19 protein-coding genes are annotated in these 15879 nt (G+C 37.5%); 13 read left to right on the top strand and 6 right to left on the bottom strand.

Annotated features, from left to right (window positions below; translation table 11 throughout):
- Positions 1-90: 90 nt before the first annotated feature.
- The 4 genes from BR30_RS0112375 (at position 91) to BR30_RS0112365 (ending at position 2483) form a co-directional block, all read left to right on the top strand.
- The gene (locus tag BR30_RS0112375) at positions 91-1422 is read left to right on the top strand and encodes a CitMHS family transporter (protein WP_026565298.1); all 1332 of its coding nucleotides are present in this window, start codon (positions 91-93) and stop codon (positions 1420-1422) included.
- 41 nt (positions 1423-1463) lie between these two features.
- A complete protein-coding gene (locus tag BR30_RS37805) occupies positions 1464-1631 on the top strand; it encodes a hypothetical protein (protein WP_231507695.1) in 168 nt (55 codons plus the stop codon).
- Positions 1600-2013, top strand: a complete 414-nt coding sequence (locus BR30_RS33310) for a gamma carbonic anhydrase family protein (protein ID WP_231507694.1) — start codon at positions 1600-1602, stop codon at positions 2011-2013. Before BR30_RS37805 ends, BR30_RS33310 begins: the two co-directional genes overlap by 32 nt.
- A gap of 167 nt (positions 2014-2180) precedes the next feature.
- Positions 2181-2483: a YerC/YecD family TrpR-related protein gene (locus BR30_RS0112365; RefSeq protein ID WP_026565297.1), complete on the top strand. Its 303-nt coding sequence runs from the start codon at positions 2181-2183 to the stop codon at positions 2481-2483.
- 101 nt (positions 2484-2584) lie between these two features.
- Here the strand turns inward: BR30_RS0112365 and phaC are convergent, their stop codons facing one another.
- Complete coding sequence (phaC, locus tag BR30_RS0112360) at positions 2585-3628, bottom strand: class III poly(R)-hydroxyalkanoic acid synthase subunit PhaC (protein WP_051633593.1); 1044 nt, start codon at positions 3626-3628, stop codon at positions 2585-2587.
- 180 nt (positions 3629-3808) lie between these two features.
- The gene (locus tag BR30_RS33305) at positions 3809-4321 is read right to left on the bottom strand and encodes a hypothetical protein (protein ID WP_051633592.1); all 513 of its coding nucleotides are present in this window, start codon (positions 4319-4321) and stop codon (positions 3809-3811) included.
- A 179-nt stretch (positions 4322-4500) separates the two neighbouring features.
- Here BR30_RS33305 and BR30_RS0112350 point away from each other — a divergent pair, with 179 nt between their 5' ends.
- Positions 4501-5013, top strand: coding sequence for a hypothetical protein (locus tag BR30_RS0112350; RefSeq protein WP_026565295.1), 513 nt, complete (start codon positions 4501-4503; stop codon positions 5011-5013).
- 148 nt (positions 5014-5161) lie between these two features.
- On the opposite strand, the gene BR30_RS0112345 is transcribed toward BR30_RS0112350, so the two are convergent.
- Together BR30_RS0112345 and BR30_RS0112340 are read right to left on the bottom strand one after the other, a co-directional pair.
- On the bottom strand, positions 5162-5986 hold the full coding sequence (locus BR30_RS0112345) for an ABC transporter permease (protein WP_026565294.1): 825 nt from the start codon (positions 5984-5986) through the stop codon (positions 5162-5164).
- Between the two features lie 24 nt (positions 5987-6010).
- Complete coding sequence (locus BR30_RS0112340; RefSeq protein WP_026565293.1) at positions 6011-6778, bottom strand: ABC transporter ATP-binding protein; 768 nt, start codon at positions 6776-6778, stop codon at positions 6011-6013.
- A gap of 463 nt (positions 6779-7241) precedes the next feature.
- On the opposite strand from BR30_RS0112340, the gene BR30_RS0112335 reads away from it, so the two are divergent.
- The 3 genes from BR30_RS0112335 to BR30_RS33300 all read left to right on the top strand — a co-directional run bounded on the left by BR30_RS0112335 (position 7242) and on the right by BR30_RS33300 (position 9845).
- Positions 7242-8135: a TauD/TfdA dioxygenase family protein gene (locus tag BR30_RS0112335; RefSeq protein WP_026565292.1), complete on the top strand. Its 894-nt coding sequence runs from the start codon at positions 7242-7244 to the stop codon at positions 8133-8135.
- A gap of 126 nt (positions 8136-8261) precedes the next feature.
- On the top strand, positions 8262-9251 hold the full coding sequence (locus BR30_RS0112330) for an ABC transporter substrate-binding protein (protein WP_026565291.1): 990 nt from the start codon (positions 8262-8264) through the stop codon (positions 9249-9251).
- A 192-nt stretch (positions 9252-9443) separates the two neighbouring features.
- On the top strand, positions 9444-9845 hold the full coding sequence (locus tag BR30_RS33300) for a hypothetical protein (RefSeq protein ID WP_035445476.1): 402 nt from the start codon (positions 9444-9446) through the stop codon (positions 9843-9845).
- A gap of 273 nt (positions 9846-10118) precedes the next feature.
- Here BR30_RS33300 and BR30_RS0112320 read toward each other — a convergent pair whose 3' ends face one another.
- Both BR30_RS0112320 and BR30_RS0112315 read right to left on the bottom strand, forming a co-directional pair.
- On the bottom strand, positions 10119-10556 hold the full coding sequence (locus tag BR30_RS0112320) for a hypothetical protein (RefSeq protein WP_026565290.1): 438 nt from the start codon (positions 10554-10556) through the stop codon (positions 10119-10121).
- A gap of 98 nt (positions 10557-10654) precedes the next feature.
- Positions 10655-11452 carry an alpha/beta fold hydrolase gene (locus BR30_RS0112315; RefSeq protein WP_026565289.1) on the bottom strand — a complete coding sequence of 266 codons (798 nt, stop codon included), beginning with the start codon at positions 11450-11452 and terminating at the stop codon, positions 10655-10657.
- 151 nt (positions 11453-11603) lie between these two features.
- Here BR30_RS0112315 and BR30_RS0112310 point away from each other — a divergent pair, with 151 nt between their 5' ends.
- The 5 genes from BR30_RS0112310 to BR30_RS0112290 all read left to right on the top strand — a co-directional run bounded on the left by BR30_RS0112310 (position 11604) and on the right by BR30_RS0112290 (position 15876).
- Positions 11604-11975: a DUF5105 domain-containing protein gene (locus BR30_RS0112310; RefSeq protein ID WP_155928587.1), complete on the top strand. Its 372-nt coding sequence runs from the start codon at positions 11604-11606 to the stop codon at positions 11973-11975.
- A gap of 401 nt (positions 11976-12376) precedes the next feature.
- The gene (locus BR30_RS0112305) at positions 12377-13228 is read left to right on the top strand and encodes a MurR/RpiR family transcriptional regulator (protein WP_035445475.1); all 852 of its coding nucleotides are present in this window, start codon (positions 12377-12379) and stop codon (positions 13226-13228) included.
- Between the two features lie 26 nt (positions 13229-13254).
- Positions 13255-14406: an amidohydrolase gene (locus BR30_RS0112300; RefSeq protein ID WP_026565286.1), complete on the top strand. Its 1152-nt coding sequence runs from the start codon at positions 13255-13257 to the stop codon at positions 14404-14406.
- A gap of 12 nt (positions 14407-14418) precedes the next feature.
- A complete protein-coding gene (locus tag BR30_RS0112295) occupies positions 14419-15207 on the top strand; it encodes a transporter substrate-binding domain-containing protein (protein WP_026565285.1) in 789 nt (262 codons plus the stop codon).
- 12 nt (positions 15208-15219) lie between these two features.
- Entirely contained in the window at positions 15220-15876 is a 657-nt protein-coding gene (locus tag BR30_RS0112290; RefSeq protein ID WP_026565284.1) for an amino acid ABC transporter permease, read from the top strand.
- Positions 15877-15879: the final 3 nt, after the last annotated feature.

Raw genomic sequence — 15879 nt, 5'->3', positions numbered from 1 at the left:
AATAGGTTTTAATACAAAATTAATGGAAGGAATTTATTCCAGCACCAATGAAACCGCATACGATAACGAACATTGGGGAGGAAGATGTATATGTTGTCTATTTTAGGGTTTTTGATGATTTTTACCTTCTTATTTTTGATTTTGACAAAACGTGTATCTCCGTTTTTAGGTTTAACCATTATTCCGATTATTTATGGTTTGATTGGAGGATTTGGATCAGAACTAGGGAATTTAATGATGGAAGGAATTCTGAAGGTAGCACCTACTGCCATTCTATTGTTATTTGCCATCATGTATTTTGGAATCATGTTAGACACGGGATTATTTGACCCATTAACTTCAAAGATCATTCAGTTAGCAAAAGGGGATCCATTAAAAATCATTGTAGGAACGGCTGTGTTAGCGGGAATCATCGGATTTGATGGTGATGGATCGACAACAATGATGATTGTTGTAACCGCTTTTCTTCCATTATATAAGAAACTTGGAATCAGTCCGATTATTTTAGCTTCTATTACAATCATGCAAATTGGGATTACTACACTCGTTCCTTGGGGAGGCCCTGCCGGCAGGGTAGCAAGTGTACTACATCTAGAACCTAATCAATTATATCTTCAAATGTTACCAGGAATGATTGTAAGTTTACTTTTCGTTATTGCTGTTGCTTATTTTATCGGGTTGAAAGAGCGTGCAAGATTTAAAAGGACAAGCAGCGAATCCATTTCTATTTCGGAAGTTGGAATTATCGATGCAGCAATTGAAAGCGCTGTAATAGAAAACATCACACCTGAAAATCTAAATGTGAAACGTCCTAAATTAATTTGGTTCAACCTCATTCTTTCCAGCTTAATTATGATTGCCATTGTACTAGAATGGCTGCCACCAGCAACCGTTTTTATCTTAGGTACGTCGCTAGCCTTACTAATTAATTATCCGGCTCTTCAGAACCAGCGTGAACGGCTAGCAGCGCATGCCCCTAATGCATTAGCCGTGGTAGTTGTGGTTTTAGCTGCAGGAATTTTTTCAGGAATCTTTAAAGGAACGCCTATTTCTGAATCTATGGCCCAAACGTTGGTTTCCATTATCCCTGATGGACTGGGTTCCTATATGGCGTTATTTACTGCTATTGTAAGTGGTCCGGCCCTTTTCTTAATTGGTGCGGATGGGTTTTACTTTGGTATTCTCCCAATCTTAGCTGAAACAGGATCTAGTTACGGGATTGATGCGTTAAAAATTGGAACTGCTTCATTATATGGGACTCCATTTGGTATCATGGGCCCGCTTGTAGCGTCTGTTTATTTACTAATTAACATTACAGGGATCAATTTAGGCGATCTCCACAAGCACGCAGCAAAATGGTCTCTAGGAATTATGCTTATTTATATTATCGTAGGAGTGATTACTGGAATCATCTCGTTATAATGATGTGAAATCGTGCAAGGGGTAAAGGAGGGGTAGGAAAAATGCTTTATAAATATAAAGGAAAATACCCAACTGTCCATTCAAGTACGTATATTGCACCTGGAGCTCAGTTAATCGGCAATATTGAACTTAAAGAAGAGACATCTGTTTGGTTTAATGCTGTTATTAGAGGAGATAATGAAAAAAATTACGATAGGAAAAGGCTCTAATATTCAAGATGGTGCCATTGTCCATGTAGACTCAGGCTATCCAGTTCGTGTTGGGGAGTACGTCACGATTGGGCATAATGTGGTGTTACATGGATGTACAGTAAAGGATGGCGCATTAATTGGGATGGGTGCAACCATTTTAAATGGCGCCGTGATTGGAGAAGGGACCCTAGTGGCAGCTGGTGCACTGGTTCCGGAAGGTAAAATGATTGAACCTGGTGTTTTAGTAGCTGGAGTTCCGGCAAAGGTGATTCGAACACTAACTCCTGAGGAGATTGAGCGGTCAAAGAACGGAGCCTTTCATTATATACAGAACGGGGAAAATTTTCGGGAAGAGAACATTGTCGCAATGGATAAGCCTTTAATTGAGAATTCAACATAAAAAAGAGGATTTTTAACAATTGGTTTGTCTCTGTACTTGATTAACCCATGCCGGGAAGGGGAAATATCTTTTAGGATATTACCCCTTCCTTTAAAAAAGAATAGCATGATTATCCGAGTTTCTACTATATATAAACCATTTATTCAAAGTGCAGTGGAGGCATGAAAATGTATATAAAAAAATTACCTCAGAAACCCATTGATCAACTATTTCATGCGATGCTTTCGTTACAATCAAAGGAAGAGTGTGCGGCATTTTTTGATGATTTATGTACGATGAATGAAATGAAGGCATTTGTACAAAGGCTTGAAGTGGCAAGATTACTAAAAGAAGGTCATACATATATGGATATTCAAATCGAAACGAATGCCTCATCAACTACGATTACAAGAGTTAAGAAGCTATTAGATTATGGATGTAATGGTTATCAAACGGTTTTAGAACGCATAGAAGACTGTGTAAAGTCATAATTAAAAAACGTCCAAGAGATTCCTCTTGGACGTTCGGCGTAAACAGAAGAAGGCAGTTACTTCTGTACTCCACTAATTAGTTGCCAATCCTGAAATCTTTGTTAATCTGACCTTTGTTCCAGCCAATTTCCTATTGTTGGATAAGTGATTTTTGTTGCTTTTGAGCCAAATGCTACAGATACGTGTCCGGTTGGAAGTGAAATATACGTTTTATCTTTACTAGATATTATGTTCATTAACGCTTCCACCTGGTGCGGCTGGGCAATATGATCTCTTTCAGCAGACAGGTTGAGTACATTAGCGGTGATGCTACTTAAGTTGACCTTGCGCCCACGAATTTCGAGTTCCCCTTTAATCAGCTTATTTTGCTGGTAGAAATCCCGGACCCACTGACGGAAGGCTTCACCCGGAAAGGCAATCCCGTCGCCTACCCACTTTTGCATGAGTTTCCAGCTTTTAATAAATTCTTCGTTGTTAGCGCGATCCACCAAACTAACATACGGTCCGTAAAAGTTGGTCATTGGCTTTAACATTTTGTTTCCAAAATCGATCATTTCGGGTGGAATAATACCTAATGTATCGACAACCTTGTTGATGTCAAAATACTTCTTATCAAGAAAAGAACCAAATAAGCCAGTGTCTTCAAAATCAAATGGGCTTGTCATAAATATGACGTTGCGAATCGGCAATTCAGGATGAAGAGCAGTAAAAATGGAAGTCATAGTGCCACCCATGCAGTAACCTAGGATTGAGACTTCATCTGCCTGGGATGTCCGCAATACTTTACGAACGGCACGTGGAAGGTAGTCCATGATGTAGTTATCCAGTTTCATATTTCTGTCTTCACTGCCAGGTGTACCCCAGTCAAGAAGATACACATCAAAACCACGGTTTACCAAATATTCAACCAAACTGAATCCTCTTGTTAAATCCAGTATATAAGGTTTATTAATTAAGGCATAAACCATTAGCAGTGGAATTTTATGCCTTTTTGGCAAATCGGATGTGTAGCGGTATAATGTCGCTTTGTTTTTTGTCCAAATGACTTCTTTTGGTGTTGGCCCTACTTCTGGTTCTTGATCCTTCGTTAATACCTCAGCTGCTCGTTTTATTTTTGCATAATAAGTTTGGTATTGCTCCGGCATAGCTGCAGAAATCTGTTCTTCTATAGTTGGGATCCTTATGATTCCTCACACCTTTCAAAGTAATGCGAATCGTATGGTGTATCCTAACAATAGGGAATGATTTCGTTGTATTAAATGTTGAAGAATTTTACTGGCTCTTATGCTCATCCTTGTTACTTGCTGCTCTTTTGTTATTGTCAGCTACTTTGTCTTTGATGTTCTCCTTTTGGCCTTTGTTACTTCTTTGTTTTTGTCAGCTGTGGTAATCTTTGCTGCTTCCCTGTTATCGTAAGCCTCTGCAGCTTTCTTATTATTTACTTCGATTAGAGTATTTACTTGAGTAAGGATTTGGTTAAGTTTTGCGTCTAGACTTTTTAGTTCTTTTCCAAGATTTTTAATATCGGATTGCAGTTCTGCTTGGTTTAGTAGTTTAGATTCTGACTCTTCTAAAAGTTCTTCTAAGTCATCAACTTTTGTATCCACATTGACGATAAGAGACGCGATCTTTTCCATGTCGGTACGGGTTGGGACATTCATCTGCTCAAAATAGCGTTTTGTTGTTTCCTTTAACATTTTTTGGAACAGAAGGTTCATATCTAAAAGCTGCCCCATAGCCTGAGATGGAAATTGTTCTTTCATTTTTTCATCGAATAGGGCACTGGATTGGTTAAAAGAGTTTATCCACATATCAAACATATCTAAGTTTTTAGTCATTTACTTTGTCTCCTCATTCTTTCATTTTTTCTAACACTTATGATACCCGATTAATTCTAAATAAAATTAGGTTAATATAAGAAGAAAAAGTAAACACTTTAAACAATATTCATTTGACAAATCTCTCTTATAGGTGTAATTTACATATATGGTTATTTATTAATAGGAGGTTTTATATAATGGAATTTAATAATGAGTTCGTAACAAATTTTGGTGAATCTCTATTCAGTATTTGGACAAACAGTTTGGACAAGGTGACTGATTCTCAAAAAGAAATAGAAAATCTTTTGCTTCAAGCATTTACAACACAAAAAGAATCATTGGAGAAAATTACTGGTGAGATGAATTCAATCCAGGAACAACAGAAAAATCTAATTGCAGAAGTTCGCGATTACGTAAAGCAAAATATTGAAACAGTTTACGGTGAAGAAACAAGCCAAACTTTCGAAAATTGGAATTCTGAACTGGATGAATTAAACAACCGTGTTCAACAGTTAACTTCCTCTCCATACAAAGAAGGTTTAAATTTATTAAATCAATCACAAGAGCAGTTCCAACAATCGATTAAAGAAAGTATCGAACTGCAAAAAAAGACTAGTGAAGAGGCTTTAAATCAATTTAAAATTGCACAAAAAGGATTTATGGATTTATTTGAATCCAACACAAAGATGGCATTTAACTTCTTTAAGTAGAAAATCACTTCTCCACTTTTATTTCCAGATTGCCTACAAAAAAGACTACTTCCATATGAATTGGAAGTAGTCTTTTTATGTTGTAGTTATTTGGAGGTTTAGCCGACTTTTCTAAGTTAAAGGTACGGATCTGGATGGTTTGGTATGGTTAAGCTTTAAAGCTATCTTGCCATTTTAGTAAACGATGTTCTAAAAAGCGGACAATCGAGTCGGATATTTTACCAGCAAGGGCAAAAATGATAATGCCGACAAAGACAGTGTCTGTCTGCATAAATGAACGGGCATCTTGGATCATGAAGCCCACACCTCTATCTGCGCCCAATAACTCTGCGACAACTAAGCACATCCAGGCAGCGCTTAGTGCTAAGCGTATACCTAGTAAAATATTAGGTAAAGAAGCTGGAATCATCAACTTAGTTATTTGCTCTATTCGGCTGTACTCTAATATTTGAGCAACATCGTATAGTTTTTTATCTACATTACGAATGCCTAAAAAGGTTTGTAAATATAAAGGGAAAAAAGCACCTAAAGCAATGAGTAATATTTTAGATAATTCCCCAAACCCTAACCACATGATAAATAGCGGTGTAATCACAAGCAGTGGGACAGTGCGGAGCATTTGGATACTTGGGTTTAAATATTCCTCCGCCCGTTTGTTCATGCCAACAATGACACCGATTAATAATCCAAGAAAACCGCCAATGGCAAAGCCGAGAAATGCTCGGATTAAACTGATTTGCAAGTGTTTAGCCATCTCCCCTGACTGGACTAGCTCAACGAAGCGGGTGACAATTAACAATGGTGAAGAAAATAATTGAACGGGCAAGATACCGATGGAACTTAACAATTGCCATACAATCAATACGAAAACAGGCAGGGATAATCCGCGCCACATAGAGTAGCTTTTAGTAATTGGTGATTTCTTTTTCTTAATGGAAATGGCTTTGTTCTGTGCAATTGTTTGTGTAGACATTTTTATCATCCTTTCTTTTTTAAGTTAAATGCTCCAATCTTCTATTTCGTTTACTTGGTGATCAAGGAGTTTCAAAATAACGGTTCGGTATTCTTGGAATGCTTTACTGATCCTTGTTCTTGGATATGGTAAATCAATAGGTACAATCCCCTTAATTCGCCCGGGCTTTGCATCCATGACGACGACTTTAGATGACAAAAAGATTGCCTCATCAATATCGTGGGTGACAAGCATCATTGTCGTCTGATTTTCCTCCCATATTTCAAGTAAAGCTTCTTGGAGATGGTTGCGAGTGAATGCATCTAAAGCACCAAACGGTTCATCTAACAATAACACTTCAGGATTCCGCAGCAATGCCCTAGCAATGGCTACACGTTGTGACATGCCCCCGGATAATTGGCGCGGATAGGCTTTTTCAAATCCTTTCAGTTTTACAAGTGAAATTAAATGGTCCACTTTTGAACGTATATCCGGATCTTTTAATGACAGGTTACCTGCAATATTGTTTTCTACGTTTAACCAGGGAAACAAACGATGCTCTTGAAAAATAAAGCCGCGACCCTTAGAAGGACCATTCACTGCCTTATCAGCTATCATAATTTCGCCTTCATAATCTAAATCAAGTCCGGCAATTAATTTTAACAATGTACTTTTTCCGCAGCCGCTGGGACCAATAATCGTCAGAAACTCACCATACTTTACGGAAAGATTAAAATCCTCTAAAACTTTATTACTTTCATTGTCACTGGTAAAAGTTTTTCTTACATGATTAATTGTCACTGTTGATACCATAATGTTCATCATCCTTTCTAAAATAAAAAAAGAGATTCAGCGAAAAGACATATGTGTCTTTTCGCCGAATCTCCAGTAGACTAGTCGATTCATTCGAATGAATTAATTGATAACAATTTAACATGGATAATAGTAATAATCAAGACATTAAAACCAACTAAATTTATAGGAATAGTCAAAAAAATAATTGACAGACTATTTAGAACCCTGTTAAGATGCATTCATAAGCAAACCACTTACCAATTTAGTCCAATTAAATGAAAGTGATAGAATCCACTAGACGACTAGAGATTTAACAAAGAGACGCCTCCAGGCTCGCTTTGTTGGATCTCTTTTTGTTTTTTGATTATTAAACCAACTATATCACTAGGTTAAGTGGGAAATAAAAAGTCAGGAGGCGAATCAAAAGAGATTTACGTTGGATTTGAAAAAAATAAAACATGATAAATAGGAGGAATTGAAAATGACAGCTTCTCAAACAAAACAATTAAAAGTGGTGCCGCAAGCAGGAAGAATTGGTGCAGAAATTCAAGGTGTTCAATTAAGCGGTGATTTAGAACCAAGTATTTTACATGAAATTAAACAAGCACTAAACGAATACAAGGTCGTGTTTTTTAAGGGGCAAAATCATTTAACGGATGCTAGCCAAGAAGCATTTGCTACATTATTAGGCGAACCATATGCTCATCCGACCGTACCGGTAAAAAATAATACGAACTATATTTTTGAGCTGGACTCTGAGGTAGGTGCAAAAGCGAATCATTGGCATACGGATGTTACCTTTGTTCCTGAAGTTCCTAAATACTCCATATTAAGAGGGGTAACAATTCCGGAAGTTGGCGGTGATACCGTTTGGGCAAATACGAATACAGCGTATGAAGACCTTCCGGATGGCTTGAAAGAATTAGCAGATAAGTCATGGGGAATTCATTCCAATGAATTTGATTATGCGCAGTATAAACGAAGTGATAGTGATGTTAATGAGGTGACAAAAAAATATCGTGATGTTTTTGAATCAACGGTTTTTAAAACGAGACATCCAGTTGTACATGTTCACGCCGAAACAGGCAAAAAGCATTTGTTATTAGGAGGATTTGCAGGAAGGTTAGAAGGTTATACAACAAGTGAATCTGAACGATTGTTAAGTATCTTTGATTCGTATGTGACTCGTTTAGAAAATACCGTACGCTGGAAATGGACGGAAGGGGATGTGGCTATTTGGGATAACTTGGCCACGCAACATTATGCGGTAGCAGACTACGGAGATCGTCATCGCGTGGTACGACGTGTAACAGTCGGAAAAGACGTCCCTGTTAATCAAGAAAATGAGGTAAGCCAATTAATAGTTAAGAAATAAAATCAAACGCATTGAATAAATAGAGGTTCCGATAAGAAGGATTACGCTCATTGCGAACCTCTTTTTTTCATAGCCAGGTTACACACATGCAGCGGATGAAGCGATGTGATACGAGGAGGTTTAAACATGGAGAAATATCGTAAGCACTTATTAGGATTATTTTTGGTCATTTCAATGATCTTTTTATTAGCAGGATGCAATTCATCCGCAGAAAAAACGGATGCCAAAGGTGCTCCAGTTAAAGTGAATATTGCATTAAATGGAAAAATGGGTCCTCTAGTCATTGCTCGGGAAAAGGGCTGGTTCGAAGAAGAGTTTAAGGCGCTGAATGCCGATGTAAAATGGAGTGAATTCACAAGCGGACCCCCGCTTTTAGAATCTCTTGCTTCGAATCGTGTGGATTTATCGTTTTTAGGAGATGGTGCATTAATCGCAGGTCTAGACAAAAAACTGCCATTTGAAGTGATTGCCCAAACCGGTACAGGAGAATCAAATGTTCGGATTTTAGTACAAAAAAATGGGGATATAAAGAACATTAAAGAATTAAAAGGCAGGACAGTGGGTGTTCCTCTTGGTACAACGGCACATGTGTATCTAATTAAAGCCTTGAAAGCGAATGGTTTAACGACGGATGATGTGAAACTCATCAATCTTCAACCCGATGATGCACAAGCGGCCTTTGAATCAAAAAAATTAGACGCATGGTCCGCGTGGAATCCTTATTATCTAAATAATGTTGAAAAAGGGAATGCAGTAACTCTAAATGTAAACAAAAAAATATTTGCCCCTGGCGCTATTATTGCCAGGTCAGGCTTTGCAAAAGAACATCCTGAGATTGTTCAGGCCTATTTAAGAGTGTACAAAAAAGCAGCCGATTGGCAAATTGAAAATCCAGATGAAGCATCTGAAATATATTCACGTGCAACCAAACTACCAGCTGAACTCATTAAGAAAATCATCACAGCGGAGAAACCTAATATCCTATTTACCGAAGAGTCGATTAACGCACAGCAAGATTCCATTGACACATTAGCTGATGCAGGCTACATCAAGAAAGCATTTAATTATAAAGAACAGATTCATAAAGAATACATTGATGCAGCTTTTAAAAAATAGCATCAAAAAGTAAAATAGGAAAAATAAAAAGAGTGCCTGACACCATCCAATTTCCTGGATGGTGTCAGGCACTTTTTTTTGATCGAGACGTTATTTGTTTCCCGTCCATTTTGAACAGTAATTTGAAAGCGCTCGACAAATATCTACATAAACCTGCTATAATGTAAACAATAAAAGAAGGAGGTGAGAATGATGGAGAAAACACTTAAGTTGATATTGGACAAACTTGATACCTTGGACCAAAAAGTAAACACGATTGACCAAAGAATCACTGGCATGGATCAAAAGATAACTGACATGGACCAAAGAATCACTGGCATAGATCAAAGAATAACTGACATGGATCTAAGATTCACTACTGAACAAAAAAGACAAGGTGATTTATTACATCAATTAATTAATACAGTAGCAGCCACGAATGTAAAGATTTCCGAAACAAATGAAAGAATGGATGCAATTGAAACGAAAGTAGACATTGTTAAAGATGATGTGAAAGAAATCAAAAATTCTATGGCCACAAAATATGACCTAGAATATTATGACCGGATGATTTCCGAACACTCCAGGGAAATTCACAAGTTGAAAAATAGCTAAAACTCTCCAAAAAGAATCCTCCATAATATCCAATTTCAATATTTTAAAACCTCGATCCTACTACATATAATCAAGAATCGGGGTTTTTTGTATTCCATTAACTCATGTTTGAGCAGGCTCATAAGGTGAGGCTGTTCTTTACGGTGTGAAAAAAGAAGTAATGTTTTAACGTGCCGGGGGACTGACCCGGATTTGCCTGCCAGGGGGACGGTTCTTTTGGCCAGTACTAACTTCATTAAAAAGCCAGGGGAACCGTACCTGTGGAGAAAGTAACTATCGATCCACTTTCATTTCAATCGATTTCTTGGGTGAATAGGATTGTTTTTCCTTGACAGGTGGGAACAAGGTGAGATGATTTAATCTGTTTTGTATTGCACATTTAATTGCTGTCGTAAGGAACATCTCTTTTTGAACATCTTTTAACTCAGCTGATAAGGAAAAGGATCCATATTTGTCATCGTTGATCCGTTGTATTCTTTCACAAATACGTACAACTTTTCTTAAAAAGAAGGGGTTTTCTTTTGAAAATTCATGGTTTATCACCCAATGATTTGTTTCTGTTTCAATCAATAATATTTTTAGAGTAATCTTGTTTTTATTAATAAAATCGAATGCGTAGACGCCTGCATTCTCATAATTAGAACCATGTTCAATTTTTAGCGGTCCAAATTCTTTTTCAAAGACAGAAATAATTATATCCATATTTTTCATTTAGTGTCTCTCCTTTTTGTCAAAACATGTTAGGTAGGAATTACTGGTCAATTCATCGACAAGAATATAAATATTTGAAAGAATACAATACTTATAAACTACGTTAGTACAGTGGTCTTTTCGATAGCAAAGTTTAATATGGCTTGATTGACTATCATAGGTTGGCATAGATTCGTAGGGTCGACTGAATTATTAACAACCAAAAGTTGGCCTTTTGTGAGATGTTGAGCAATTTCTTTCGATTTATTTACAATGGAATTGACCTGATCTCCAACAATGACCAAAACAGGAATATCTATTTGAATCAGATCTTCTAATAGATTTATATTAAATACTTCAATCATTTGAAGAGTAACATCTTTTGCACGACAAGTTTGAGTAATAGATAACAATTCCTGTTGAGCAAGATCCCAGTTTTTATAAGGAGCGATATAAGATAATGTTCTTTTCAGTATTCTTTTAGGAATCCAAGTGGCTAAAACTACACACGCTCCTAATAAGGTGAGCTTTAATTCTTCTTTATCTTTTGGGAATGTTTGTGCGTATGTATCGATTAGAATCATCTTTTTCACTTTGTCTGGATATTTGGTCGCGAATACCTGGGTGACAATTCCACCATAAGATAATCCGACGAAAATAGCTTTTTCAATATGTAGTTGTTGCATTAACTCTAAAATTGAATCAATATGAACCTTTAAATAATTTAACGTTGTTACTGAAGAGGATTTTCCATTCCCTTTTAAATCTACTGTAATTGTCTGGAAGTTATTTGCTAGCTCTTCTACCTGTGGCTTGAACATTGCAGAACTTCCACCGATTCCATGCAAAAAGATCATTGGAAATCCATTTCCATTCACATCATAATATAGACCATTAAAGTAATTGCCATCGAACATTCGTGCCATCCTTCTGTTTTGTATTTGTTGTGGTGTATAATTTGGATATTTATACTAATTTTAACATGGTAATGTATGGAAGTAAAAAACTTTGTTCGTAATAAAGAAGAAAGTTTATGACCATAGGAATGGTTCCTTTGGCACAAGAAGAATGGAGACGGTTGGCAAAGTGAACGAGGTGGAAAAGAAAGCAACAGTAGAATCCACAATTAAAACAGTGGATACGAAAATCATCCTTGGGACAATCATTCAAGAAGTGATGCAGGAAGCTTTAGCACAAGCTTTCTCAGGTGAAGAGACAGATGATGAAGCGATAGAAAAAGAAATGACTAACAAATTAGTAACCGGCGTTAATGAACCTTCAGCAAAAAAAGTAACTAATAAGGTGAAAATCAATTTAGTAAAAGTAGATGGCGATTGGAAAGTAGATGTAGATCAAGAATTATTAAACGCACTAACCGGTGGACTTTCTTCTGTTGGAGATGATTTGGAGGGAAGCAAGTTAAATCCATTTGGTAAATAGAAAATTTGTTAATATCAATTAAAGAGAAGGAGGAACTTGAACTGCTGTTTCAGGAATAAAAGAGTATCGACTCAAGACCTTTCCAAACAATATAAAACACTTACAAATGCGTTAAATCAACGTTTGTGGGTGTTTTTTTATTACATTGCAGACTACCTTGATAATAAAGCGAACGTGATTGGTATGGAGCGGATTAATCTGTATTTCTACTAAATCATGGTTTTCAGTTGTTCACACACATTCGATACAAATTCATTTTTTCGAACATGCTAAAAAAAAGTAGTTTTTAATAAAAAAATATTTCTAAATATTCAAGAAATGAAGTATAATAAAAAACAATAAAGAAGTTACTGCAACATTTTTAGAAAATGAAGTATTAACTGCACAATATGGAGGTCCGTATGAAAAGTTTTGAAACGATTATTAAAGAAAAATATGATACCTTGTCACCTGGGCAAAAGAAAGTTGCCAAACATTTGATAGAGAAACTGGATGAATCAGCTTTTAGCACAGCGATGATGATAGGACGAAAGGTAGAAGTTAGTGAAACCACCGTCATTCGTCTATCCTACGCATTGGGATTTAATGGTTTCAGTGAAATGCAGAATTACATTCAACAGCAGATTGTAAACAAAAGTTTGCATCCATTTAGTTCAGATCCGCAAGTAGAAAGGAAAGAGGAAGAGCACACGTCTCTCTTTACAGAAATCCTGGAAAAAGAAATTCTTTCCCAGCGGCAAACCAATCATCAACTGAATGAAACAGAACTATGGAAGGTCGTTAATGAATTAATCAAAGCCGATCGAATCTTCATTTTGGGAATGGGTGCATCCTATGCACCGGCACACTGGTTTTCTTTTCAGCTCCATTCTCTTCGGGATCAAGTCACACTCTGCCCATCAACAGGAGAAATCTACGAGCGGTTGGGAGATTTAAGTGAGCGTTCTGTTTTATTTATTATCTCGTTTCCGCGCTATTCGAAGGAAACCCTTCATATTGCGGAGTGTGCCAAAAAACAGGGGATACCATTAATTTGCGTGACAGATCGTTTATTGTCTCCAATTGGTCGAATCGCTGACCTTACATTAACCACGGAGGAAGATTCAGAGTCGGCAGCCCATTCCATCACACCAGCCATCATTTTGTTGGATTTTATCATTGCCGGAATGAAGGTGAAAGATTCTTATCAGATTCAAGCTCGACAGCAGAAATTAGAAGAGCTTTACACGAATTACCATGTTTTTATTGAATGAACACTTTTGAGGAGAGGAGAAATTTCATGAGCCAGCTTATTCATTATATAAATGAGCAGGAGCAAACCATTTTAAAGACTTATGCTGACCTACACCAATTGGCTGAACCCAGCTGGCAGGAACAAAAGACCTCCCGATATATTCAGGAAGAGTTAGCAAGAGCGGGGATATCATGTAAGACCTTCGCTGGTCATTCTGGGATTATTGCTGATATACCAGGTGAAGGCGACGAAATCGTGGCTTTACGCGCGGATATGGATGCCCTATTACAAGAAGTGAAAGGGAAGGTCCAACCCAATCATTCCTGTGGGCATGATGCCCACAGCACCATGGTACTACATACTGCCTTGGCTTTTGCGACTTGTAAACCCGAACGATCAAAGCCGGTTCGTTTCATTTTCCAACCAGCTGAAGAAAAAGGCGAAGGTGCACTACAAATGATGCAAGATGGAGCCTTGGAAGGTGTCCATTACTTATTTGGTGTACATCTTCGACCCTGGATGGAAGTTCCCATGGGGAAAGTCGCTCCTGCCATCGTTCATAGTTCCTGTGCCACCATATACGGAGTTATTAAGGGAAAACAAGCCCATGCATCGCGGCCCCAGGATGGTAACAATTCGATCGAAGCCGCATCATACGTAATTCAAGCCTTGCAAAACATACGTTTAAAAAGCGCTGATTCTTTTTCGATAAAAATGACGGGCTTACATGCTGGGGGAAATTCCTCCAATGTCATTCCTGAAACTGCAAATTTTATATTAGATTTACGGGCAGCAACAAATGAAGCGATGGAAGAGCTGCAGTCCAGAGCATTAGATTTGCTAGAGAAAGTAGGTGCTCTTACTGGGACAAGAATAAACGCCACCGTGGAAGAATTTGTTCCAGCCTCAAGATTAAATAAAGATGCGATTAAGATGGCAAAAGAAGCTGCGGCCTTTGTCATGGGAGAAGAAAATGTGGTGGACAACTGTATTTCACAAGGGGGTGAAGATTTTCATTTCTATACCCTTCAAAATCCGGAACTAAAGGCGACCATGATTGGACTTGGCTGTGACTTGCGTCCTGGTCTTCATCACCCGGAGATGGAGTTTAATCAAGAAGCGCTCCTCTATGGAACGAAAATATTATCAAGTCTAGTTTATAAGGCTGCTTCAAATAATCATGAAAATAAACGGTAATGGGGGATTTTTATGAAAAAGTTTATGGTTGGTTTGTGTATAGCTTGTCTAGTCATGATCGTGGCTGCGTGCGGTGGGAGCAAGGATGCTAGCGGTTCAGCAAAAGAAGATACACTTAAGTCGATTAAGGATAAGGGAGAAATGAAGATTGCCCTTGAGGGAGCGTACCCTCCATATAACTACATTAATAAAAGCAATGAGTTAGAAGGATTTGACGTGGATATTGCTCAAGAAGTGGCAAAAAGACTTGGTGTTAATGCGGTTTTAGTATCAAACCCCTGGGATAGTATGATCCCTGCATTAACTGGGAAAAAGTTTGATATTATCATTTCCGATATGGCGATTACCGAGGAAAGAAAGAAGAAAGTATCGTTTAGCGACCCTTATTTTACCACTGGTAATCAGTTGTTTGTTCCAAAAGCTTCTTCTATAAAAGACCCAAAAGACATGAAAGGAAAAAAGATTGGTGTAACAATCTCTACTACTGCAGCAGAAGAGGTAACCAAGCTTGGGGCCGATGTGAAACTGTATAAGAATGATTTTCTTGCTTTTGAAGACTTAGTAAATGGACGTCTTGATGGTGTTTCAACAGACCAAGGCGTCGGTGCCAAAATTATCCTCGATCAGAATTATAGTTTAGTAGCAATTGACGGACTATTAAATACTGAATTAGCGGGCATGACGATCCGTAAAGAAGATAATGATTTCCGTAAAGAAATCAATAAGGTGATCGCCGAAATGCAAAAAGACGGTAAATATGAAGAAATTAGTAAAAAATGGTTTGGAAAAGACATCCGATAAGGAGCTAAAGATATGTTAGATTTTTCTCTTGTAACTGAATACATTCCATTTTTACTCAAGGCATCGATAATGACACTTGAAATCTCGATTCTTTCCTTAGTACTTGGGTTAGTGATGGGAATTATCATTGTAATCCTGAAGATTTCAAAGTTTAAGATTTTGTCATTGTTTGCAGACTTTTATATTTGGGTCCTAAGGGGGACCCCGCTGTTGGTACAACTATTTCTTGTCTACTTCGGCCTTCCGCAAATTGGGATTGAATTAGATCCCTTTACCGCGTCAGTGCTGGCGTTAGGAATAAATGCCGGTGCTTATATTGCTGAAATTTTAAGAGGGGGGATCTTGTCCATCCCAAAAGGGCAGATGGAAGCAGCTCAGTCACTTGGACTGAGTTATCCCACAATTATGAGAAGAATTATTCTCCCGCAGGCATTAAGAGTAAGCATCCCTGCGATTGGCAATGAATCTATCACATTATTAAAAGATTCATCGCTTGCGTCGCTTGTTACCGTATCAGAATTGATGATGACTTCACAAAGATTTGCGTCAACAAATTATGCATTTATTGAATTCTATATTACAGCTGCCGTTCTTTACTTAGTGATGACCACGATATTCTCGTTTTTCTTAAGAAAAGTAGAATTTAAGTTGTCGATTAGCGAACGATAGTTT

Source organism: Bacillus sp. UNC41MFS5 (genome assembly GCF_000686805.1).
This window is presented reverse-complemented; position numbering and strand designations above follow the sequence as displayed.